The 20,885-nt window shown below is 65.9% G+C and carries 20 protein-coding genes; 9 read left to right on the top strand and 11 right to left on the bottom strand.

The features are described from left to right. Positions 1-97: 97 nt before the first annotated feature. On the top strand, positions 98-1,588 hold the full coding sequence (gene putP, locus KGR00_RS04330) for a sodium/proline symporter PutP (RefSeq protein WP_129141075.1): 1,491 nt from the start codon (positions 98-100) through the stop codon (positions 1,586-1,588). A gap of 67 nt (positions 1,589-1,655) precedes the next feature. Here the strand turns inward: putP and KGR00_RS04325 are convergent, their stop codons facing one another. Next, complete coding sequence (locus tag KGR00_RS04325; RefSeq protein WP_129141076.1) at positions 1,656-1,934, bottom strand: hypothetical protein; 279 nt, start codon at positions 1,932-1,934, stop codon at positions 1,656-1,658. A gap of 255 nt (positions 1,935-2,189) precedes the next feature. Between KGR00_RS04325 and KGR00_RS04320 the strand changes: the two genes are divergently transcribed. Further along, complete coding sequence (locus KGR00_RS04320; protein ID WP_129141077.1) at positions 2,190-2,774, top strand: OmpW family outer membrane protein; 585 nt, start codon at positions 2,190-2,192, stop codon at positions 2,772-2,774. Between the two features lie 103 nt (positions 2,775-2,877). On the opposite strand, the gene KGR00_RS04315 is transcribed toward KGR00_RS04320, so the two are convergent. Then, positions 2,878-3,378 carry a gamma-glutamylcyclotransferase family protein gene (locus tag KGR00_RS04315; protein WP_129141078.1) on the bottom strand — a complete coding sequence of 167 codons (501 nt, stop codon included), beginning with the start codon at positions 3,376-3,378 and terminating at the stop codon, positions 2,878-2,880. 1 nt (position 3,379) lies between these two features. Continuing rightward, positions 3,380-3,706 (bottom strand): YqcC family protein, encoded by a 327-nt coding sequence (locus KGR00_RS04310; protein WP_129141079.1) that lies wholly within the window; start codon positions 3,704-3,706, stop codon positions 3,380-3,382. A gap of 278 nt (positions 3,707-3,984) precedes the next feature. Between KGR00_RS04310 and KGR00_RS04305 the strand changes: the two genes are divergently transcribed. The 4 genes from KGR00_RS04305 to KGR00_RS04290 all read left to right on the top strand — a co-directional run bounded on the left by KGR00_RS04305 (position 3,985) and on the right by KGR00_RS04290 (position 7,001). After that, the gene (locus tag KGR00_RS04305; protein WP_224417539.1) at positions 3,985-5,013 is read left to right on the top strand and encodes a DUF3549 family protein; all 1,029 of its coding nucleotides are present in this window, start codon (positions 3,985-3,987) and stop codon (positions 5,011-5,013) included. A 16-nt stretch (positions 5,014-5,029) separates the two neighbouring features. Further along, positions 5,030-5,467 (top strand): RimK/LysX family protein, encoded by a 438-nt coding sequence (locus KGR00_RS04300; RefSeq protein ID WP_129141081.1) that lies wholly within the window; start codon positions 5,030-5,032, stop codon positions 5,465-5,467. A gap of 48 nt (positions 5,468-5,515) precedes the next feature. Then, on the top strand, positions 5,516-6,424 hold the full coding sequence (rimK, locus tag KGR00_RS04295; protein WP_129141082.1) for a 30S ribosomal protein S6--L-glutamate ligase: 909 nt from the start codon (positions 5,516-5,518) through the stop codon (positions 6,422-6,424). 130 nt (positions 6,425-6,554) lie between these two features. Continuing rightward, on the top strand, positions 6,555-7,001 hold the full coding sequence (locus tag KGR00_RS04290) for a hypothetical protein (RefSeq protein WP_129141083.1): 447 nt from the start codon (positions 6,555-6,557) through the stop codon (positions 6,999-7,001). Between the two features lie 37 nt (positions 7,002-7,038). Here KGR00_RS04290 and KGR00_RS04285 read toward each other — a convergent pair whose 3' ends face one another. The 8 genes from KGR00_RS04285 to KGR00_RS04250 all read right to left on the bottom strand — a co-directional run bounded on the left by KGR00_RS04285 (position 7,039) and on the right by KGR00_RS04250 (position 15,203). After that, positions 7,039-8,244, bottom strand: a complete 1,206-nt coding sequence (locus tag KGR00_RS04285) for an alginate lyase family protein (protein ID WP_224417540.1) — start codon at positions 8,242-8,244, stop codon at positions 7,039-7,041. Positions 8,245-8,319: 75 nt separating this feature from the next. Continuing rightward, positions 8,320-8,997: an ElyC/SanA/YdcF family protein gene (locus tag KGR00_RS04280; protein ID WP_129141084.1), complete on the bottom strand. Its 678-nt coding sequence runs from the start codon at positions 8,995-8,997 to the stop codon at positions 8,320-8,322. Between the two features lie 94 nt (positions 8,998-9,091). Beyond that, positions 9,092-9,670, bottom strand: a complete 579-nt coding sequence (sufT, locus tag KGR00_RS04275; RefSeq protein ID WP_224417541.1) for a putative Fe-S cluster assembly protein SufT — start codon at positions 9,668-9,670, stop codon at positions 9,092-9,094. Between the two features lie 4 nt (positions 9,671-9,674). After that, positions 9,675-10,916: a cysteine desulfurase gene (locus tag KGR00_RS04270; RefSeq protein ID WP_129141085.1), complete on the bottom strand. Its 1,242-nt coding sequence runs from the start codon at positions 10,914-10,916 to the stop codon at positions 9,675-9,677. Continuing rightward, complete coding sequence (gene sufD, locus KGR00_RS04265; protein ID WP_224417542.1) at positions 10,900-12,297, bottom strand: Fe-S cluster assembly protein SufD; 1,398 nt, start codon at positions 12,295-12,297, stop codon at positions 10,900-10,902. The genes KGR00_RS04270 and sufD overlap by 17 nt, the downstream gene beginning before the upstream one ends. Further along, the gene (sufC, locus tag KGR00_RS04260; RefSeq protein ID WP_224417543.1) at positions 12,294-13,046 is read right to left on the bottom strand and encodes a Fe-S cluster assembly ATPase SufC; all 753 of its coding nucleotides are present in this window, start codon (positions 13,044-13,046) and stop codon (positions 12,294-12,296) included. The genes sufD and sufC overlap by 4 nt, the downstream gene beginning before the upstream one ends. Before the next feature lie 191 nt (positions 13,047-13,237). Beyond that, complete coding sequence (gene sufB / locus KGR00_RS04255) at positions 13,238-14,680, bottom strand: Fe-S cluster assembly protein SufB (RefSeq protein WP_129141088.1); 1,443 nt, start codon at positions 14,678-14,680, stop codon at positions 13,238-13,240. 55 nt (positions 14,681-14,735) lie between these two features. Continuing rightward, positions 14,736-15,203 (bottom strand): SUF system Fe-S cluster assembly regulator, encoded by a 468-nt coding sequence (locus tag KGR00_RS04250; RefSeq protein WP_129141089.1) that lies wholly within the window; start codon positions 15,201-15,203, stop codon positions 14,736-14,738. A 457-nt stretch (positions 15,204-15,660) separates the two neighbouring features. Between KGR00_RS04250 and KGR00_RS04245 the strand changes: the two genes are divergently transcribed. The 3 genes from KGR00_RS04245 (at position 15,661) to KGR00_RS04235 (ending at position 20,735) form a co-directional block, all read left to right on the top strand. Further along, entirely contained in the window at positions 15,661-17,007 is a 1,347-nt protein-coding gene (locus KGR00_RS04245) for a UDP-glucose/GDP-mannose dehydrogenase family protein (protein WP_224417544.1), read from the top strand. A gap of 206 nt (positions 17,008-17,213) precedes the next feature. Beyond that, positions 17,214-19,148 (top strand): glycosyltransferase, encoded by a 1,935-nt coding sequence (locus KGR00_RS04240; RefSeq protein ID WP_224417545.1) that lies wholly within the window; start codon positions 17,214-17,216, stop codon positions 19,146-19,148. Between the two features lie 42 nt (positions 19,149-19,190). Continuing rightward, complete coding sequence (locus tag KGR00_RS04235; RefSeq protein ID WP_224417546.1) at positions 19,191-20,735, top strand: alginate biosynthesis protein Alg44; 1,545 nt, start codon at positions 19,191-19,193, stop codon at positions 20,733-20,735. The last annotated feature ends 150 nt before the right edge of the window (positions 20,736-20,885 follow it).

The raw sequence follows: 20,885 nt of genomic DNA, 5'->3' as shown, positions 1-20,885 counted from the left end.
GGGCGCGACAGGCGCCCTCTCCCGCATCGCGCTGGCCGGCATGCGTACCAACAATCCGCCGGCATCGCGCCCGGCCCAATAAACTGGAGACGTTTTCATGGCTATTGGTGTTTGGATCAGCCTGTTCGCGTACTTTGCGCTCATGATCGCCATCGGCGTTTACGCCATGCGCAGAGCCACGTCGTCGTCGGAAGATTACATGCTGGGGGGGCGCGGCCTCAGTCCCAAAGTGGCGGCGCTGTCCGCCGGCGCCTCGGACATGAGTGGCTGGCTGCTCCTGGGCCTGCCCGGTGCCCTGTTCGTCTCCGGCCTGGGCTCGGCCTGGATCGGCATCGGCCTGCTGGTGGGGGCGTTCTTCAACTGGACGCTGGTCGCGCCGCGCCTGCGTGAACAGACGGTGCACTACGGCAATGCGATCACCATACCGTCGTTCCTGGCCAATCGCTTCCCGACCCGGGCCCTGTCGCTGCGCACGGTCTCGGCCATCGTCATCGTGATCTTCTTCGCGGTCTACACGGCCTCGGGCCTGGTGGCCGGCGGCAAGCTGTTCGAGAGCGCCTTCTCCGGCGTGATCAACATCGGCGGGCTGAGCGACTACGCCACCGGCGTGATCCTCACCCTCGGGGTGGTGCTGGTCTACACCGTGGTCGGCGGCTTCCTGGCGGTGAGCATGACCGACTTCGTGCAGGGCTGCATCATGATGCTGGCGCTGGTGATCATGCCGGCGGTCGTGCTCTTCGGCGAGGGCGGCGGCGGCTTCGCCCAGGCCTCGCAGACCCTCAACGAGACCGATCCCAACCTGCTCTCCTGGACCTCCGGGCTGACCTTCATCGGCTGGCTGTCCGCGGTCGCCTGGGGGCTGGGCTACTTCGGCCAGCCGCACATCATCGTGCGCTTCATGGCCATCCGCTCGCTCAAGGAGGTTCCCACCGCGCGCAACATCGGCATGAGCTGGATGCTGATTTCCCTGATCGGCGCCGTCTCTCTGGGGATCTTCGGCCGCGCCTATGCGATCCGCAACGGCATGGACGTGGAGGACCCGGAAACCATCTTCATCATCCTGGCCAACCTGCTGTTCCACCCGCTGATCACCGGCTTCTTGTACGCCGCCCTGCTGGCCGCGATCATGAGCACCATCTCCAGCCAGCTGCTGGTGTCCTCCTCGTCGCTGACCGAGGACTTCTATCGCCTGTTCCTGCGCAAGGAAGCGAGCGACAAGGAGACCGTCACCGTGGGTCGCCTGAGCGTGGTCGCGGTCGGCGTGGTGGCGGCGATCATCGCGTCCAATCCCGACTCCCAGGTACTCGGTCTGGTCAGTAACGCCTGGGCCGGCTTCGGCGCGGCGTTCGGCCCGCTGATCATCCTGTCGCTGATGTGGCCGCGCACCAACGGCGCCGGGGCGATCGCCGGCATGGTCGTCGGCGCCCTGACCGTCATCGTCTGGATCTCGCTGGGCTGGAACGCCTCGTTCATGGGCGGCCCGGGCGTCTACGAGATCATCCCCGGCTTCATCGCCGCCTTCATCGCCATCATGGTGGTGAGCAGCATCACCGCCGACGCCGGCGAATATCAGCACATCCATCGCTGATCCCCGCGCGCGACGTCTTCAGCGTCGCGCCGTGGCAGGCCGAAGGGCTCCCGCGGGAGCCCTTTTTTCATAGTCGTAACAAGAGCATGACGGCGAAGAGGCCCATCAGGATCCAGCACCCCGGGGCGCCCAGCCAGCGTCGCAGCAATCCCGGCCTGACGGTCAGCCCCGCGCCATAGGCAAATCCCGCGCCCAGCGCCCAGATGCCCAACAGCCACAGGGGCAATCGCCAGGGCAGGGTCAGGCCGCTGATGATCTCGGGGCGCAGCAACAGCGCCAGCGCCATCAGCGATGCCCAGCCCAGCGCCAGCAACTTCGCGCCTTGTCGGTAGTCGGCCCGCAGCATGCTCGTTCTCCTCGCGTCGATTGCCTTCCAGTTAAGCCGCTAGACCGCCACCCTGCCACGTCCGGGCTCGTCGTCGAACGCCGCCATCGCCTCGCCAATGTCTCTCGGTGTCGGGATACAAAATTTTACGTGACATAATCGAACAGCGTTTCCTATAATCCACTCACCGATTAGGAAACACTGTTTCCTATATGAGCGAAGGCAACATATCAAGAACACCGGACGTTACCCCTACCTGACTCAAGGAGAATTCCCATGACCAAGCTCAAACTGCTTTCCGCGTCTCTGATCGCTGGCGGCCTGCTCGTCGCTTCACAGGCGACCCTGGCCTATGAAGCCGGCGACATCCTGATTCGCGGCGGCTATGCCGAGAATCATTCCGACGGTGACAACGACGGCATCGACATCAACGACGACCGCGCCTTCACCGGCAGCGTCGGCTACATGGTTCACGACAAGATCGGCGTGACCCTGGGCAGCAGCGACAAGTTCGATCAGAGCCTGTCCGGCGACGGCGTCGATGCCGACTACAGCAGCCGTCCGATCGACCTGATGGTCGAGTACTACCCGCTGGGCGGCCTGGACTCGCGCATTCAGCCGTATGCCGGCGTGGGTGCCAACTACACCCGCTTCTCCGACGAGAGCAACGGCCTGTCCATCGACAACACCTGGGCGCCCAAGGGCGAGGTCGGCGTCGATCTGGTGGTCACCAAGAACCTGTCGTTCAACGGCTTTGCGTCCTACGCCGATGTCGATCCCGACTACAGCTACGCCGGCAACAGCGGCGAACTCGATACCGATCCGGTCATGGTCGGCGGTGGTGTGACACTCAGCTTCTGAGCGCCATCCGACGATCGCGGCAACCACGACGCCGGGGCACCTGCCCCGGCGTTTTGCGTTGTGTCGCGCTCGCCGGAGCGGACGGGCGGCCAACCGCCGCCGCTCAGCGGGGGCTGAAGCGCGACAGCCCCAGGACCGTCAGGGTGGCATCGCCCAGCCCCTCGACGGCGTCGACCTCGGCAAGGCGGGCATGATAGGCCTCGGAGAGGAAGGGCTTGCCGGCCAGCAGATGATCGAGATACTCCCGCGCCGGACGCAACGCGACCCGGGTACGTTCCGGAAGGGCGATATACACCCAGGCCTCGATCGGCCCCTCCGCGGTCTGCACGATGCGCGACTGGCGCTGGTAGTCGCGGGGGACGCCCTCGAACGGATCCATGAGCTCGATCTGGGCGGGCTCCATCAGCTCGAAAAGCGCCCCCTCGACCCGGCAACCCGGCTGATAGGCCACGTTGGCATGCGCGATGCCGGGAATCCGCGAGACCTTGTCGAAGCGCAGCGCATAATCCTCGAGCACGCCGGGCAGGGCCCGCCGGGTCTCGCCGATCCGGGCATCGACCCGGGCCACGTTCATGTTGCTGCCATAGGCGAAGTAGTAGGCCATGTCAGGCCTCCGTGACGATTCGGTCGACCTCGGCGACGGCCGCCACCACCACCGCACGGGTGCTGGTCCGTGACGCCTGCAGATAGGCCTCGGCGGCCGGCGCGACCTGGCAGGTCGCCGGCAGCGTGGCACGGGCGTCGATCAGCGCCTGAAGACGCGGAATGAAGACGTAGCGCAGCCACTGGGGCAGTTCCATGCGGTCGACGCAGAAGGGCTCGCGGCTGTCGAAGGCCTCGGGTTCCGGACGCGCGGTATTCCACAGATCGACGCTGCGCAGGGTCGACTCGAGATTCTCGAGGGCCTGCTCGAGTTCGTGATGGGCAGTCATGGTCTTTCCTTTGCGTGTCTCTGGTCTACGCCCCATTATCCGAACTCACGGCGGTGCTGGCCAGACGGGCGAGCGCGGACAGCCGATGACGCCGAGCCCCGGGAGAATTCACAGAATTCCTGAAAGACCCTGTGGATAAGCGTGGGAAAAGCCGCGCCTGCGCCCGAAACATGCCGGCCGGCGGCCAGCGATCAAGGATTGACCACCCCTCGGTCCGACAAGGCTGGAAAGCCGACCGACGACGCGCTACAGTGCGCGCCGCCAGATACGAGGACGCCATGCAGCCGATACTCACGCTTTGCGACTTCTTCACGCGCAGCGGTGCGCGCAGCCGGTTCTATACCCTGGGCCGCCGTGTCGCCCCCTGTGACGCCGAGACCCTCGCCGCCTTCGAGGCCGGCGAACGGGCCTGGCCGGCACCCTGGCTAGGCCGCGCGCAGTTGGCCTGTGTCTTCCAGTGGCGACCGGAGAGCGACCCGCTGGTGTGGTTTCTTTCGCTGCCGCTCGACGAACAGGGCCATCTCGATCCTGCCCCCCGCGATGCCTTCCTGCAACGTCTTCTGGAAACGCTGGGCCGCACCGCGGGGCAGCTCGAGGACGGCGACGAGGCGCCCATCGACAATCTCATGCAGGACAATCCGCTGGCGTTCACCCCGGAACTGACCCAGCGTGCCCTGCTCCACGCCCGGGCCAATGCCGATTTCGAGCGCCCCGCCAGCGAGCACATCGAGCCGGTCGAAGCCTTCTTGACCGGCCAGACGCCGGACGCGGCCTGGCAGGCCCTGGGCCTGCAGGGTATCGCCGACTTCTGCGTGCGCCACGACAGCGACCAGGCAAGCGCTCTTGCCGCGCGCCTGGCGAGCCTGCCGGTCGACGTGCTGCGCCCCCTGTGCCAGTGTCTGGAACATGTCGCCCCGGCGCCGGCGCTGGTCGGTGCCCTGATCGCGCGGGGCGAGGCAGCGGCCCGGGCGGGCGATCTGGAAACCTTCTGCGCCTGCGTGCGCGCCGTCGGGCACGGCGCCGGCGAGCGTGTCGGCCCCTGGTACGACGCGCTGCTGCAGGATTCCGCGGCCTGCGGGCCGGACCTGCTGGCGGCGATCGCCGCCCGCGGCTGGGCCCAGCTCGAGGACGAGCGACGCCTGCCGCTGTTCCTCGATGCCCTGGCTCGTCAGCCCGACGAAGGCTTCGTCAGCGTGGTACGGGACCTGGCATTGGTGCCTCGCCTGCGGTTACCGTTGTTGATGACGCTGCGTCAGGCGCCGTCGGACTCCGCGGTCGGCCGACGCCTGAGCCCACTCCATCGTTGACGCGAGCGTACGCCCGATGAAAGCACTGCCCTATCATGCCAAAGCGGTAATCGGTCGCCGTGAGATGGTCACCCTGCCGGCGCTCGGCCTGACACTGTGCTGCAAGGCCGACAGCGGGGCCCGCACGTCCTCGCTGCATGCCGAAGAGATCGAGACCTACGAGGAGGACGGCCACATGTGGGTCAGCTTCGTGACCCGCGGCAGCGGCCCCGACAGTCCGCCGCACCCGGTGCGTCTGCACCTCCACGACCGGCGTCGGGTGACCAGCTCCAACGGCCAGGCCGAGTGGCGCTACGTGATCCGCACCCCCATGCAACTCGGCGATCTCGAATATCCGGTGGAATTGACCCTGGCCGATCGGCGCGACATGCGCCACCCTATGTTGCTGGGGCGGCGCGCCATGCGCCGGCTACTGGTCGCCCCTGGCGCCGCCTTCCTGCACGGCGAACCCTGATCTCTGCGCCTCGCGCGCTCCCCCTTCTCTCCCGCTCCGGAGACCGCAATGCATCTCGCCCTGCTCTCGCGCAATCGCAACCTGTACTCCACTCGCCGGCTGATCGAGGCGGCACAGAATCGCGGCCATACCGTGCGCGTGATCGACACGCTGCGCTGTTACATGAACATCGCCTCGCACCGCCCGTCGATCCACTACAAGGGCGCCGAACTCGAGCGCTTCGACGCGGTGATCCCGCGCATCGGCGCCTCGGTGACCTTCTACGGCTGTGCCGTGTTGCGCCAGTTCGAGATGATGAGCACCTACGTGCTCAACGATTCCGTGGCGATCACCCGCTCGCGGGACAAGTTGCGCTCGCTGCAGTTGCTGTCGCGCAAGGGACTGGGCCTGCCGATCACCGGCTTCGCGCATTCGCCGGACGACATCCCCGACCTGATCACCATGGTCAAGGGCGCGCCGCTGGTCATCAAGCTGCTCGAAGGGACCCAGGGCATCGGCGTGGTGCTCGCCGAGACCAATCAGGCGGCGGAAAGCGTGATCCAGGCCTTCATGGGCATGAAGGCCAACATCATGGTCCAGGAGTACATCAAGGAAGCCAAGGGCGCCGACATCCGCTGCCTGGTGATCGGCGACAAGGTGGTGGCCTCGATGAAGCGTCAGGCGGCGGAGGGTGAATTCCGGTCCAACCTGCATCGCGGCGGCAGCGCCAGCGTGATCCGCATCACCCCCGAAGAGCGCTCGACGGCGATTCGTGCCGCCAAGGCGATGGGCCTGCGCGTGGCGGGCGTCGACCTGCTGCGCTCCAACCACGGCCCGGTGATCATGGAGGTCAACTCGTCGCCCGGCCTGCAGGGCATCGAGACGGCCACCGGCCGCGATATCGCCGGGCTGGTCATCGAGCACCTGGAAAAGCACGCCGTGACACCGCGCAAGGCGCCACCCAAGCCCAAGGGTTAAGTCTGCCCGCCCCCTGCCGATAATCGGGGCTATCACCCCGACTTTGGAAACACACAATTTCTTCGCGGCAGGGGTAGCAAAACAGTGTTTCGGGCCGCACAATCTGCGTCACCGGAGGAGGTGACCGCTCATGTTTCTCGATAATCGCCAAGTGGCGATGGACAACGTACTGGAAGCGCTGGCCGACAGCCTGGATTACTTCCAGGACAATCTCGAACGCCTGCGCCCGACGCTGCGCGAAGCCCTCGAGTCCCACTACGACGAACGCAGCGAGGCGATGCGCGAGCTCCAGACGCTGGCCAAGCGGCACCTCAACCTCCTGCCCCGCGACGCCGACGTCGAGCGCGACGACTACCTCTGGCTGTGGAGCCGCCTGAAGAGCTTCGTCGGCGACGACAGCCAGGTGCTGGTCGGCGAACTCCTCGAGCAGGAGCGCGTGGTCATGCAGTCGCTGTCGACCCTCTATACCCACCCGCTGCCCGACGAGATCGAGCCGGTTATCGAGCGCTGCTGGAAAGGGTGCCGAGCGCTGATCCGCGAACTCTACAAGCTGCAGAAGCCCAAGGCGCGGCGCTGACATTCCGAGGGCCGCTCGCCGCGGCCACCCGGCCCGATCAGCCCCCGGACGGCAAGCCGTGCAGCAGCCGTTCTATCGCCTCCGGCGTCTCGGCGAGCAACCGCCCGGCCTCGCGGGCAAACAGCGGGTCTTCGTAAGCGTGCGCCGCGGCGAGTAGATTGCCCAGCGCTTCGCTGCCGTCGAACGTCCCGATGCCGTCGTAAGGCCAGGCCCGGGGATCCGTCGCGTAACCGGCAACGAACCGAAAGCCCGCCTGCAGGCTCCGCCCATGGCTCTGGTAATGCCAGAGGTCTTCACCGAGGCCGTCGGCGTAGCGTGCCAGCTTGGCATAGGCTTGCAGATTGAAATTGCTGTAGTGCCAGGGACGCGTACGCGCCAGTTCCTCGGGCTGCTTCCCCGCCGGCGTGAATTGCGTCACGATCCGTTCACGGGTCTTGTCCAGCTGCTTCCTGGCGATCCCGGGCTGATGGGTGAACAGCGCGAAGGCCACGACCTGAGCGTCGTACCAGGTGCCGTGATTGTTCGTCGCCCGGCCCTCTTCGACACCGTTGTCACTGGTCAGCAACCAATTCAGGAACGCCCGGTACCAGTCCTGCACCGCCCGGTATTCCTCGGGGGCCAACACCCCGGCCGGGCGAATCAGCTCGATGCTGTCGGCGACCGCAATCAGCACGCGGCTGTCGATGATGCCGATGTCGCGGCCGGCGACGCGGCCGGGAATCGCCTGGGCGTAGCGCATGTTGGGGTTCATGCGGGTATCGTCGGCGACGAACCAGTGCACCAGCTGGCGCGCCGCCTTTTTCGCGTAGGCGGTCTCGCCCGTGAAATGGTAGGCCAGCCCCAGGGCCTCGACGTCGCTGGCGAAATCGAGCATCCGCTGCTTGTCGGTGGCACCGGACTTGGTGGCCATGTTGTACTCGCCGTCCCGATGCACATAGGGCAAGCCATCCGGCGTGTCCGGGTTGGGCCACCAGTAAGGGGCGAAGCTGAAATAATCGTGCGGGTCGCCGCTGGCAGGCAACTGCGTCTTGTCGGTCACGGAATACAGCGGCGCATCCAGCGCGTCGTCGGCCGCGTCGGTCAGTGCGCGCAGCGCGGCCACGGCCGATGCTTGCCGATCGACGATCGCCGCCTGACTGGCGGCCAGCGCGTCCGGCGGGTAAGTGATGAAACGGGGCTCACCGGCCCGGGCCGTCAGGCTCGCCAGCAGCCCGCCCAGCGCCATGATGAAAAGAACTCGCATGCCGGGATCCTTCCCGAGTGAATGACAGGAACGCTTGCGGTTCCCGTGTTGGCAGTGAGTGACGCCGTCAGCGTGTCACCCCTGGGGAGCGATGTGCAATGGTTCGCGGGGCCCCAGGAAATAGGGCTCGCGCTGCCAGAGGTACAGGTCGCCGAGCATTGCCACGCGGGCCAGCCACTCGCGCGCCCGCAGCCGCCACTCGCCCTCCACCGGCCCCGAGGGTGCCGCGCATCCGTAGGCTTCGATGCCCATTGCCCGGGCGATGTAGAGCGCCCGGGGAAGATGCCAGCCCTGGGTGATCAGCAAGGCCCGGTGGACGCCGAAGATCTCGCGGGCCCGCACCACGGTATCGAAGGTGCTGAACCCGGCGTAATCGAGGGTCATGTCGGCATCGCGCACGTTGTCCTCGCGCAGGTCGCGCCACATGGTGACCGGTTCGTTGTAATAGCGGGTGCGATTGTCGCCGGAAAGCAGCAGATGCTGGACGCGGTGCATGCGCAACAGACGCGCCGCGGCATTGAGGCGTGCCATGTAGTGCGGGTTGCGGCCGCCGCCACGTGCCCAGTAGGAGGTGCCGAAGACGATGCCCACCGGTGCCGCGCGGCACAGCAGCAGATCGTCTTCGATGACCCCGCGGGTACGGGCCAGCACCCACAGATTGGCCGCCAGCACCACGCCGGCGGCCGTCAGCAGCAGGGCGCCACCCAGCAGCGACACTCGTTTCAGCCAGCCCATCGCACGCCTCGGCGCCATCGTCTCTCCGGCCTCCAGGGATCATCAGCGCTCGAATCGTAACCGGGGCGCACGCCTCCCTCAAGCGACCGGATCGCCCGGAAGAGCGCTCCGTTCAGAACAACCCCAGTTCGAGCCTGGCCTCCTCGGTCATCATCTCGCGGCTCCAGGGCGGGTCGAAGACGATGTCGATGTGCACCCGGGAGATCTGCGCCGCGCCGAGGATCTTGCGGCGGGCATCCTCGGCGATCACGTCCCCCATGCCGCAGCCCGGCGCGGTCAGGGTCATGCGCACGGTGACCACGCGCTCGCCACTCAGCAGGTGCTCGATACGACAGCCGTAGACCAGTCCCAGATCGACGATGTTGACCGGGATCTCGGGATCGTAGCAGGTGCGCAACTGCTCCCAGACGAAGCGCTCGAGCGTCTCGTCGTCGGCGTCCGCGGGCAGGGTCGGCCGTGGCAACGCCTCGAGCCCCAGGGCGTCGAGGTCGCTGCCCTCGATCAGATACAAGCGCCCTTCGAAGGACACACTGACGGTGCTGCCCTTGGCCTGCATCACCGAGACGACCGAATCCTCGACGAGGGTGACGGTCTTGCCGAAGGGAATCGAGATTGCGTCCACGTCTCGTTGCAGGGGCATTTCCTGCCCCTTGTGGAGACTTTCCAGTTGATCCATCTGCGTGTCTGCCATGCCCCTAGCGTACCATTCCGATGACGCGCGTGAGCGCAGCGACGAAGATATCGATCTCCTCCGGCGTGTTGTAGGCGGCGAAGGAGGCCCGGCAGGTCGCCTCGACGCCGAAGTGATGCAGCAGCGGCTGGGCGCAGTGATTGCCGGTGCGGATCGCCACGCCGAGCTGATCGATCAGCAAGGCGATATCCTGCGCGTGGGCGCCGTCGACGACGAAGGACACCACCCCGGCCTTCTGCGGCGCGGTCCCCAGAATATGCAGGCCATCGATGCGGCCCAGCTCCCGATGAGCATGTGCCAGCAGGCCGTGTTCCCAGTCGCGGATCAGCGCGATGCCGATCTCGTCGACCCACTCGAGGGCACGCCCGAGTGCGATCACGTCGGCGACCGACGGCGTGCCGGCCTCGAACTTGTGGGGGACGTCGGCGAACGTCGAGCCTTCCTCGAAGGAAACCGTGCGAATCATCTCGCCGCCGCCCTGCCAGGGGGGCATGGCCTCGAGCAGATGCGCCTTGCCGTAGAGTGCCCCGGCGCCGGTCGGGCCATAGACCTTGTGCCCCGAAAAGGCGTAGAAGTCGGCATCGATGGCGACCACGTCGACCGGCTCGTGAGGCGCGGCCTGGGCACCGTCGACGAGGATCAGGGCGCCCTGCTCGTGGGCGATGCGCGCCATCTCGGCGACCGGGTTGATGGTGCCGAAGGCATTGGACACGTGGTTGACGGCGACCAGACGGGTGCGTTCGCCGACCAGGTCGCGATAGGCCGCCATGTCCAGGGCCCCGCGCTCGTCGACCGGGATCACCCGGATGGTGAAGCCGCGCTCCTTGGCCAGCAACTGCCAGGGCACGATGTTCGAGTGGTGCTCGAGACGCGAGATCAGCACCTCATCGCCGGGCCCCAGGTTGTGCCGGCCCCAGCTATGAACCACCAGGTTGATCGCCTCGGTGGTGCCGCGGGTGAAGACGATCTCGCGCGCCTGACCGGCCCCCAGAAACCGGCGCACGGTCTCGCGCGTGGCCTCGTAGGCCGCCGTCGCCTCGTCCGCCAGGGTGTGCAGGCCGCGGTGAATGTTGGCGTTGTAGTGACGGTAGTAATGATCGAGCGTCTCGAGCACCTGACGCGGCGTCTGGCTGGTCGCCGCGTTGTCCAGATACACCAGCGGCTTGCCGTGGACCTCGCGCTCGAGGATCGGAAAGTCGCGGCGTATCGCCGCCACGTCGAGGGTCAGGTCAGTCGTTGCGGTCATCGGCGACACCCCCTTGTGACGCGCCCTCCTCGAGCAGGCCCGTCTCGACCAGGCTCCCCAGGTTGAAGCGCTCGGGCAGCTTGCCGGCCACGGCCAGTTCGACCCGTTCGGCGATGGCGTCCAGTCCGACCTTGTCCATCACCTCGCCGGCGAAGGCCAGGGTCAGCAGCCCGCGTGCGGTCTGTTCGTCGATGCCCCGCGAGCGCAGCGCGAACACCGCGTCCTCGTCGAGCTGGCCGGTGGTGGTGCCGTGGGCGCACTTGACGTCGTCGGCGTAGATCTCGAGTTCCGGCTTGGCATCGATCTCGGCGCGATCGGAAAGCAGCAGGTTGGCGTTGCTCTGGTTGCCCTCGATCTGCTGGCTGTCGCGCTTGACCACCACCTTGCCGTTGAACACGCCGCGGGCGCGGTCGCCGAGGATGCCCTTGTAGTTCTCGTCGGAGAAGGTGCGCGGCGCGTTGTGGTTGACCAGGGTGTGGTTGTCGACGTGCTGCCGGCCCTGGGCGAAGAACAAGCCGTAGTACTGCGCCTCGGCGCCTTCGGCATTGAGCTCGGCGACCAGATCGTGACGCACCAGGGCGCCACCCAGATCGACGTTGAAGGAGACGAAACGGCTGTCCCTGTCCTGCTCGACCTGCAGGCTCTGCACCAGCGCATCGCCCAGCGGCGCTTCCTGCAGGTTGTAGTGGGTGAGGATCGCCCCGCGCTCGAGGAAGACCTCGGCCACCACGTTGGTGAAGTTGGCGGCATCGCGCTCGCCGACGAAGTGCTCGAGCACCGTCGCCTGGCTGCGTGCGCCGGCCTGGATCAGCACACGGGGGTGGCTCATCACGGCCTGCTCGTTGGCCCGCGAGAGAAACTGCACGACGATCGGCGGCTCGACCACGGTGCCCGGCGCCAGACGGATCACCGCGCCTTCCTCGGCGAAGGCCATGTTGAGCGCGGCGAACGCCGAGAACTCCACGCCGGTCAGGCGTCCCAGCACGGCGCCGACCGCCTCGTGATTGTCGGCAAGCGCCTGGGTCAGCGGCTCGACACTCGCGCCGTCCGGCAGGTCGGCGAGATCGGACAGCTCCGGCGAGAACACGCCGTCGACGAAGGTCAGGCGGATCGCCTCGATCGGCAGGGTCAGCGCGGCGGCCTGGGCCGGCGAGAAGTCGGCGTCGTCGGTCAGCGCGAACTCGCCGTCACGGATGCGGCGAACATCGGTGTACTTCCACTGCTCGACCCGCTTGGTGGGAAAGCCGATCGCCTCGAAACGCGCCGCCGCGGCCTGGCGCCGCGCGGCGATCCAGGTCGGCTCGGCGCCGCGCACCGCATCCCGGGCCTTCAGGCGTTCCAGAAAGCGCTGTTCTGCACTCGGTTGAATGTCTTCGCTCACGCCGCGGACTCCTCCTGTACCCATTCATACCCCCGTGACTCGAGTTCGATGGCCAGGTCCTTGTCGCCGGACTTGACGATGCGCCCATCGAGCAGCACGTGAACCTTGTCGGGCACGATGTAGTCGAGCAGTCGCTGATAGTGGGTGACCATCAGCACCGCCCGCTCCTCGCTGCGCAGCGAATTGACACCGTCGGCGACGATCTTCATGGCATCGATGTCGAGGCCGGAGTCGATCTCGTCGAGCATCGCCAGCCTGGGCTCGAGGACCAGCATCTGCAGGATCTCGTTGCGCTTCTTCTCGCCGCCGGAGAAACCCTCGTTGACGGCACGCTGCAAAAAGCTCGGGTCCATCTTCATGAACGCCAGCTTTTCCTTGACCAGTTTCATGAACTCAGGCGCCGGGATCTCGCCCTCGCCGCGCGCCTCGCGGCTGGCGTTGAGCGCCGCCTTGAGCAGATAGATGTTCTTGACGCCGGGGATCTCCACCGGGTACTGGAAGCCCAGCAGCAGCCCCGCCCGGGCGCGCTCCTCGATCTCCATCTCCAGCACGTCCTCGCCCTCGAAGGTGATCGAGCCCGCGGTGACCTCGTAGCCCTCCTTGCCTGCGATCACCGCCGACAGGGTCGACTTGCCCGCCCCGTTGGGCCCCATGATCGCGTGGACCTCGCCGGCGTTGACCGTCAGGTCCAGGCCCTTGAGGATTTCCTTGCCTTCCACCGTGACGTGCAGACCTTTGACTTCGAGCATGTGTTGCCACCTTCAATCTGGATTCGAGGACGCCACTGCGCCCTCCAACGAATATTTGTCACTGTCGAGAAACGTGCGAGCGGGGTCTGAGCCAGGCGGCAGCGGGCGAGAGAAGCGGAGTTGACGACTGTCAATGAGCATTCTCGAACCCGCTGCCAACGCCGCGCAGGCGTCGCGCAGCCGTTTCCCGCTTACCCCACGGCGCCTTCGAGGGTGACGTTGAGCAGTGCCTCTGCCTCCACGGCGAACTCCATCGGCAGCTCCTGGAAGACGTCCTTGCAGAAGCCGTTGACGATCATGTTGACCGCGTCCTCCTCGGCAATCCCGCGCTGCCGGCAGTAGAACAGCTGGTCCTCGCCGATCTTCGAGGTCGTGGCCTCGTGCTCGACGGTCGCCGTGCTGTTGCCGATCTCCTGGTACGGGAAGGTGTGCGCCCCGCAGCGATCGCCGATCAGCAGCGAATCGCACTGGGTGAAGTTGCGCGCCCGCTTCGCCCGGGGGCCGATCTTGACCAGACCGCGATAGGCCTGATCGCTGCGCCCGGCGGCGATACCCTTGGAGACGATGGTCGACTTGGTGTTCTCGCCGATGTGGATCATCTTGGTGCCGGTATCGGCCTGCTGACGACCGTTGGTCACCGCCACCGAGTAGAACTCGCCGACGCTGTCCTTGCCGCGCAGCATGCACGACGGGTACTTCCAGGTGATCGCCGAGCCGGTCTCGACCTGGGTCCACGACACCTTGGAGCGATCGCCACGGCAATCGGCACGCTTGGTGACGAAGTTGTAGATACCGCCCTTGCCGTCCTCGTCGCCCGGATACCAGTTCTGCACCGTGGAGTACTTGATGTAGGCGTCTTCCAGCGCCACCAGCTCGACCACCGCGGCGTGCAACTGGTTCTCGTCACGCTGCGGCGCCGTGCAGCCCTCGAGATAGGACACCTGGGCGCGCTTGTCGCAGACGATCAGGGTGCGCTCGAACTGGCCGGTGTTGGCGGCGTTGATGCGGAAATAGGTCGACAGCTCCATCGGGCAGGTCACGCCCTCGGGGACATAGACGAAGGAGCCGTCGGTGAAGACCGCCGAGTTGAGTGCGGCGAAGTAGTTGTCACCCTGCGGGACCACGCTGCCCAGGTACTGCTTGACCAGTTCCGGATAGTCGCGAATCGCCTCGGAGATCGAGCAGAAGATCACCCCGGCCTCGGCGAGCTTCTCCTTGAAGGTGGTGGTCACCGACACCGAATCGAAGACCGCATCGACCGCGACCCCGGCCAGCGCGGCCCGCTCGTGCAGCGGAATGCCCAGTTTCTCGTAGGTCTCGAGCAGCTTGGGATCGACCTCGTCGAGGCTCTGGGGGCGATCCTCGGGTTTCTTGGGGGCGCTGTAGTAGGAGATCGCCTGATAGTCGATGGGCGGATAGTCCAGATGCGCCCAGGAGGGCGTTTTCATCGTCAGCCACTGGCGATAGGCCTCGAGTCGCCACTCGAGCATCCACTCCGGCTCGCCCTTCTTGTGCGAGATGAAGGCGATGACGCTCTCGTCCAGCCCCGGCGGCACCGTATCGCTCTCGATGTCGGTGACGAACCCCTGGGTGTACTCGCGACGAACGAGTCGCTCCATTTCCTCTGTAGCCATGATTCTCCCCTCCGGGCACGCCAGATCGCGCCCCTCGTCAAGCATTGGTCGGCGTTCAGACCTCGGCCGTGGCGGCCAGGGTCACGCTTTGTATGGGTAACTGCACGGGTAACTTCAGCGGCGTCGATTGCGCCAGATGCGCCAGGGTCACGCTGTCGAGCAGGGTGCGCACTCCCAGGGTCACGCGCTGCCAGTTGTCGGCCACCCCGCAACTGCTGATCAGGTCGCAGTCGCCATCGGCATGGCTGCATTCGGTCATCGCCACCGGCCCTTCGATGGCCGCGATGATGTCGCTGGCGGTGATCTGCGCCGCCGGCCGCGATAACCGATACCCGCCCTGGGCGCCCCGCCGCGAGGTCAGCAACCCGGCACGCACCAGCATCTTCAGCGTCTTGCTGACGGTGGGATGCGGCAGTTGCACGGCCTCGGCCAGATCGCCCGCGGCATGCGCGCGATCCGGATGGCGGGCGATCTGCGCCATGACCACCGCCGCGTAATCGGTCAGCTTGGACAGTTTCAGCATCGCTGCACTCCGGCCTGTCGGCGATTGAGGACCATTTTAGTCCTCAATAGACGCGATGTGAAGCGCCGGCCCTTGCACCGACGCGAGGTAAGAAAACGCTGTACAAAAAAACTGCCCGGAATGTTTGACCAACGGGGCCGGTGCGCTCTACGCTAGGACCCGTTACCCGGCAATTACAAATCTTAACCGCGCTAAATTAGCGGGATGCGGAGCGTTTTGTCATGAGACGGCCATTGTGGGCGTCATGAAGAAATAGCCAGACAGGACGACCTCCGAGGCGGCAAACAAGCCACGCCGACCGACGACGGCATCGACATCGCCGACCGCTCGTCACCCCCGGGCCCCAAGGAATGGACAAGCATCGCAGCCCGGCACGCCAGCCAGCCACCCGACTCGAGGGTCCGTGGCTCATTACGGCAACGTGAAAACTGCACAACCACCATGGAGAGGTGTTGAAATGAGGATAACCATCTTCGGTTCGGGCTATGTCGGCCTGGTCACCGGGACCTGCCTTGCCGACGTCGGTCACGACGTCATCTGTGTCGATGTCGACGCCGACAAGATCGCCCGCCTCAACCGCGGCGAGATTCCCATCTACGAACCGGGTCTGGAATCGATGATTCGCAAGAATCGCGATGCCGGGCGCCTGCAGTTCACCACCGACGCCGAACACGCCGTCCATTTCGGCAAGCTCCAGTTCATCGCCGTCGGAACCCCCTCCGACGAAGACGGCAGCGCCGACCTCAAGTACGTGCTCAAGGTCGCCGAGACCATCGGCCAGCACATGAACGAGTACAAGGTGGTGGTCGACAAGTCCACGGTGCCGGTGGGCACGGCCGACAAGGTGCGCGATACCCTGCACCGCACGCTCGAGGCGCGCGGCGCCGAGATCGACGTCGACGTCTGCTCGAATCCGGAATTCCTCAAGGAAGGCGCGGCGATCGAGGATTTCTCCAAGGGCGCACGCATCATCGTCGGCACCGACTCGGAAGCCGTGCGCAAGGCCATGCGCGAGTGCTACGCCCCCTACAACCGCAACCATGAAAAGCTGATGTTCATGGACGTGCGCAGTGCCGAGCTGACCAAGTACGCGGCCAATGCCATGCTCGCCACCAAGATCAGCTTCATGAACGAGATCGCCAACCTGGCCGAGCATCTGGGCGCCGACGTCGAGCACGTGCGCCACGGGATCGGCTCGGATCCGCGCATCGGTTACCACTTCATCTATCCGGGCTGCGGTTATGGCGGTTCCTGCTTCCCCAAGGACGTCAAGGCGCTCAGCCAGACCGCCACGGACATCGGCTACGATGCTCAGCTGCTGGGCGCAGTCGAGTCCGTCAATCTGCGCCAGAAGACGCGACTCTTCGAAAAACTCAACCAGGCCTTCGACGGCGACCTGGCGGGCAAGACCATCGCCCTGTGGGGGCTGGCCTTCAAGCCCAACACCGACGACATGCGCGAAGCGCCCAGCCGCGAACTCATGGAAGCGCTCTGGGACAGCGGTGCCAGGGTCCAGGCCTTCGATCCCGAAGCCGCCGAGGAGTGCCGCCGCATCTATGGTGAGCGCGATGACCTCAGCCTCGCCGACAGCCGTGACGAGACCCTCGAAGGCGCCGATGCCCTGGTGATCTGCACCGAGTGGAAGGCCTTCCGCGCGGTGGACTTCGAACGTCTCCAGCAGACCCTGCACACCCCGGTGGTGGTCGACGGCCGCAACCTCTTCGACCCGCAGAGCGTCAAGGCCGCCGGGCTGCTCTACTTCGCCATGGGTCGGGGCGATTCCTTGCGCCGCGACGCCGCCTGAGGCGGCGATCGTCGCGCGTCGGCCCCCAGCGGGCCGACGCCATTCACCGAAACGCAATCACGACCGACGCACGACCAACGGGCCTGCAGGGCCGTTCGTCGTTGCGCGGTCCCGTGAGGCGCTTGTCGTACAGGCGCCGAGAGTGAAGCGCGACGGGCGGTGCCGCATCGGCGTCACCGCCCCTCGTCGCACAAGGAAGGTTCGTCATGTCGCTGAAAGAAAGCTCCGGGAGCTCGAGGGCCAGCCGGATCACCGAATTGACGACGCTGCTGTTCCTGCTGTCATTGATCGTCATACTCGTCTTCGAACTACCGTCCGAGGTCTTCTCGCCCGGCTCGAAGAGCTTCATCCTCGCCATCGGCGTCATCGGCGCCTGGCGCTATTCCTGGTGGTTCACCCTCGCCAGCCGCTCGGTCTGGTACAACCGCCACGTCTTTCCGGCGCTGCGTCGCCGCGCGGATAGCGAGGGCGCCGACCAGCGTCCCGATGCGCTCTATGTGCTGTGCACCTCGTTCCGGATCGAACCCGAGGTGACCTTTTCCGTCTATGACGCGCTGATCCGCGATGCGGCCGATTACGGCGTGCCCACGACGATCTTCGCGGCAATCGCCGACCGCAGCGATGTCGACGTCATCGATCATGTCATGGCCGAGAACGACTGGCCGAGCAATGTCGAAGTCTCCTACATGTTCCAGAAGGGCGACGGCAAGCGCTCCGCCATGGCGGAAGTCCTGCGCGCCATTTCACGGCGCATGCCCAGTCATCGCTCGTTGCTGATCTCGATGGACGGCGATATCCAGATCGAGCCGGGCACCCTCGCCCGCTCGCTGTCGTTCTTCTTCATCAAGGATGACCTCGGCGCCCTGACCACCAACAACCGCGCCATCGTCAACGGCGGTGACGTCACCAAGGAATGGTACGACCTGCGCTACGCCCAGCGTCACCTGATGATGAGCTCGATGTCGGTCTCCGAGCGTCTGCTGGTCCTGACCGGCCGCTACAGCGCCTTTCGCGCCGAACTGGCCATTCAGCCCGGCTTCATCGACCTGGTCGAGAACGACCATATCGAACATTGGCGCTTCGGCAACTTCAAGTTCCTGTCCGGCGACGACAAGTCGACCTGGTTCTGGCTGCTCAAGAACGGCTGGAAGATGCTCTACATACCGGACGTCTATGTCACGGGCTTCGAGGAACTGCCCGACAAGAATCGCTTCTTCAAGTCCAGCATCGACCTGATGCGCCGCTGGTACGGCAACATGCTGCGCACCAGCGGACGTGCCATTGCGCTGGGGCCCCGGCGCATGGGGCTGTTCACCTGGTGGAGCCTGGTCGATCAGCGACTGTCGATGTGGACGACGCTGATCGGCCCCTCGGTGGCGATCATGCTGACGCTGTTCGTGCGGCCCTCGTTCATCTTCGCCTATCTGCTGTGGATCCTCTTTACCCGCAGCGTCACCGCCACGGTACTGGCCCTGCAGCATGGCCGCTTCAGCCTGCTGTGGATCCCCATGCTCTACTACAACCAGGTGGGCGGCGGGGTCCTCAAGACCTACGTGAGCTTTCGCTTCAACCGCCAGTCCTGGTCGCGTCAGGGCATCTCGGCCGGGGAGCCCGACGACCCCAGGGCCGCCCGCCGCCAGCGTCGCATGGGTCACATCATGCACGGCGTCTATGTCGGCTCGCTGCTGCTCTGCCTGGCGATTGCGGTCGGCGTCGTGGCCCCTCCCGATCGCATGGCCTTCGCGATTCTCGAGGATCAGAGCGGCGCCCTGGAAACGTCGTCCGAGCATGCCCGGGACGACGGCTACTGGCTGGCACTGGCGCTGGCCGATGCCCCCGAGGACACCACCGTGCAGCTCCCCTCGGGAACGCTGCGCGTCGGCCAGCGCTTTACCGAGAAGCTCTTCGAGGTGGGCGGCGTCAGGGCACAGGGCTTTCGCGGCCATGGTGGCGAACGCCCGACCGTGATGCGCTTGAGCCCCGGTCTCGCCGGCCGAGTGCACGACGCAAGTGACCGAACACTGGATGACGTCGACCGTCTGGCCTGCCCCACGGCCACCCCCTGCCGGCTGGAAACGGCCTCGGGGACCGTCACCCTCAAAGACATGGATGTCCGCCGCATCGCTCGGCACAACGGTTGATGACAGCCAGGACAAGGATCAAAGGACAGGGAGGACCCCAACATGAGCGACGATAACCCGCGCAACCCAGGCCGTACCGAGCCCACGCTCGAGGGCCCGACGGGAAAGAAGCCGAGTTCGGCGACAGGCGCATCGAGCGATGGCGAGGCGAAGCGCGACACCAGCGAGCAACTCAACCACGAGCGCCGCGACGAACGCCGGCACGTCCGTGTCGACGTTCCCTTCGAGGCGCGCTTCGCGGATGGCAGTACCCTGACGGGTCACGATCTGTCACTGGGCGGGTTCTCGGTCTACAGCGACACGCCGATGCAGGCCGACCAGGTGATGTCGGTCTCGCTGCTGCTGGTCGCCGGCGCCGCCGAGTTGATCGTCCCGGTGGATGCCAAGGTGCTGCGCGAGCATGGTGAAAAAGGCAGCAAGCAACATGAAGTCGCTTTCGAGATCACCCGCATCGAGCGTCGTCATCGCGAATTGCTGCGGCGGGTGATTCGCGCTTATCTCAGCGGCAACCATGCCTCGGTGGAGAACCTGGTCGACAGCGAGGACCCGCAGACACCGCGCAAGCGCAAGACGGCGACCCCGGCCCAGGCGAAGACCAAGTCGCGCAAGCCCTGGGGACGCTACGCGGCCCTGCTGCTTGCCGCCGTCACCCTGGTGGCCGTCGCCGCCGCCACGGCCTATCGCAACTTCATGCTCATCGAACCGGATTTCGCCGCGGTGACGGCCCCGCGTATCGATGTCCTGGCCCCCGGGGCCGGGCAGCTCAGCGAACACTCGCTGCAGCCCGGCGACAAGGTGCAGCGCGATGAACGTCTGGCCAAGGTCATCAATAGCGACCTGCAGTCGGAGCTGATCCAGGCCAAGGCGGCGCACAACTACAACTCGCGTCTCATCGAGAACATGCGCGAACGGATCAACGACGCGGGCAGCCAGCAGATCAGCATGGCTCAGTCGACGACCCCGTCCAACGGTCGCCCGCCCAGCTTCGAGACGGTCTCCCCCGAGGTCGCCAAGATACGTATCAAGCAGTTCGTCCAGGCGCGCGACTACGAGCAGTCGCGCGTCGATGCCCTGCAGACACGCTCCGCGGCCAACGTTCTCTACAGCCCCTGCAACTGTGTCGTGGCCTGGGCGCTGGGCAGCAGCGGCGAGACCTTCATCAACAAGGGCGACCGGATCATGACGCTGGTGCGTACCGGCAACAACGACATCATGGTCGAGGCCCTGGTCCACATGAGTCAGATCGGCGACATCCAGCCCCATCAGAAGGCCTATATCGCCCTGCCCAACGCCTCGGAACCCATCCCCGCCCGCGTGCGCTCCGTGGCCCTCGACGTGGAGCGCCAGCCGCGCGCCGGCTTCCCCGAGTGGGTACGCCAGCAACAGAACGTGGCGAGCGTTCTGCTGGTCCCCGAAGAACCGCTCTCGGCCAGCGATGTCGGCAAGCCCGTCGATGTCCGCTTTTCCGAGGTCCCGTTCATCGACAATACCGCCGAATGGGTCTGGCAGGGTGCCAGAGCCGCCGCCCAGCAAGTCGAACAATGGTTCGACACGGCTCTGAACAAAGCCACCGCACAGGTCGATTGAGAGCATCGACGCCCGGGCTGATCGACCCGTGAAGACAAGGAATCTTCACGGGTCGCTTCTGCTCGATACCCGATGAAGAAAGCAACCCGAAGCGTTTTCCAACGCGAGGAGTCTGCAGACATGCTTAAGGCCAACTCCCCTCTTTCCGCC

This window comes from Modicisalibacter sp. MOD 31.J, from assembly GCF_020147985.1.
Lineage (GTDB): Bacteria > Pseudomonadota > Gammaproteobacteria > Pseudomonadales > Halomonadaceae > Modicisalibacter > Modicisalibacter coralii.
This window is presented reverse-complemented; position numbering and strand designations above follow the sequence as displayed.

Bases quoted from the DNA above. Each gene is read 5' to 3' on its own strand.
- putP (WP_129141075.1), top strand. From the start codon at position 98: ATGGCTATTGGTGTTTGGATCAGCCTGTTCGCGTACTTTGCGCTCATG.
- KGR00_RS04325 (WP_129141076.1), bottom strand. From the start codon at position 1,934: ATGCTGCGGGCCGACTACCGACAAGGCGCGAAGTTGCTGGCGCTGGGC.
- KGR00_RS04320 (WP_129141077.1), top strand. From the start codon at position 2,190: ATGACCAAGCTCAAACTGCTTTCCGCGTCTCTGATCGCTGGCGGCCTG.
- KGR00_RS04315 (WP_129141078.1), bottom strand. From the start codon at position 3,378: ATGGCCTACTACTTCGCCTATGGCAGCAACATGAACGTGGCCCGGGTC.
- KGR00_RS04310 (WP_129141079.1), bottom strand. From the start codon at position 3,706: ATGACTGCCCATCACGAACTCGAGCAGGCCCTCGAGAATCTCGAGTCG.
- KGR00_RS04305 (WP_224417539.1), top strand. From the start codon at position 3,985: ATGCAGCCGATACTCACGCTTTGCGACTTCTTCACGCGCAGCGGTGCG.
- KGR00_RS04300 (WP_129141081.1), top strand. From the start codon at position 5,030: ATGAAAGCACTGCCCTATCATGCCAAAGCGGTAATCGGTCGCCGTGAG.
- rimK (WP_129141082.1), top strand. From the start codon at position 5,516: ATGCATCTCGCCCTGCTCTCGCGCAATCGCAACCTGTACTCCACTCGC.
- KGR00_RS04290 (WP_129141083.1), top strand. From the start codon at position 6,555: ATGTTTCTCGATAATCGCCAAGTGGCGATGGACAACGTACTGGAAGCG.
- KGR00_RS04285 (WP_224417540.1), bottom strand. From the start codon at position 8,244: ATGCGAGTTCTTTTCATCATGGCGCTGGGCGGGCTGCTGGCGAGCCTG.
- KGR00_RS04280 (WP_129141084.1), bottom strand. From the start codon at position 8,997: ATGGCGCCGAGGCGTGCGATGGGCTGGCTGAAACGAGTGTCGCTGCTG.
- sufT (WP_224417541.1), bottom strand. From the start codon at position 9,670: ATGGCAGACACGCAGATGGATCAACTGGAAAGTCTCCACAAGGGGCAG.
- KGR00_RS04270 (WP_129141085.1), bottom strand. From the start codon at position 10,916: ATGACCGCAACGACTGACCTGACCCTCGACGTGGCGGCGATACGCCGC.
- sufC (WP_224417543.1), bottom strand. From the start codon at position 13,046: ATGCTCGAAGTCAAAGGTCTGCACGTCACGGTGGAAGGCAAGGAAATC.
- sufB (WP_129141088.1), bottom strand. From the start codon at position 14,680: ATGGCTACAGAGGAAATGGAGCGACTCGTTCGTCGCGAGTACACCCAG.
- KGR00_RS04250 (WP_129141089.1), bottom strand. From the start codon at position 15,203: ATGCTGAAACTGTCCAAGCTGACCGATTACGCGGCGGTGGTCATGGCG.
- KGR00_RS04245 (WP_224417544.1), top strand. From the start codon at position 15,661: ATGAGGATAACCATCTTCGGTTCGGGCTATGTCGGCCTGGTCACCGGG.
- KGR00_RS04240 (WP_224417545.1), top strand. From the start codon at position 17,214: ATGTCGCTGAAAGAAAGCTCCGGGAGCTCGAGGGCCAGCCGGATCACC.
- KGR00_RS04235 (WP_224417546.1), top strand. From the start codon at position 19,191: ATGAGCGACGATAACCCGCGCAACCCAGGCCGTACCGAGCCCACGCTC.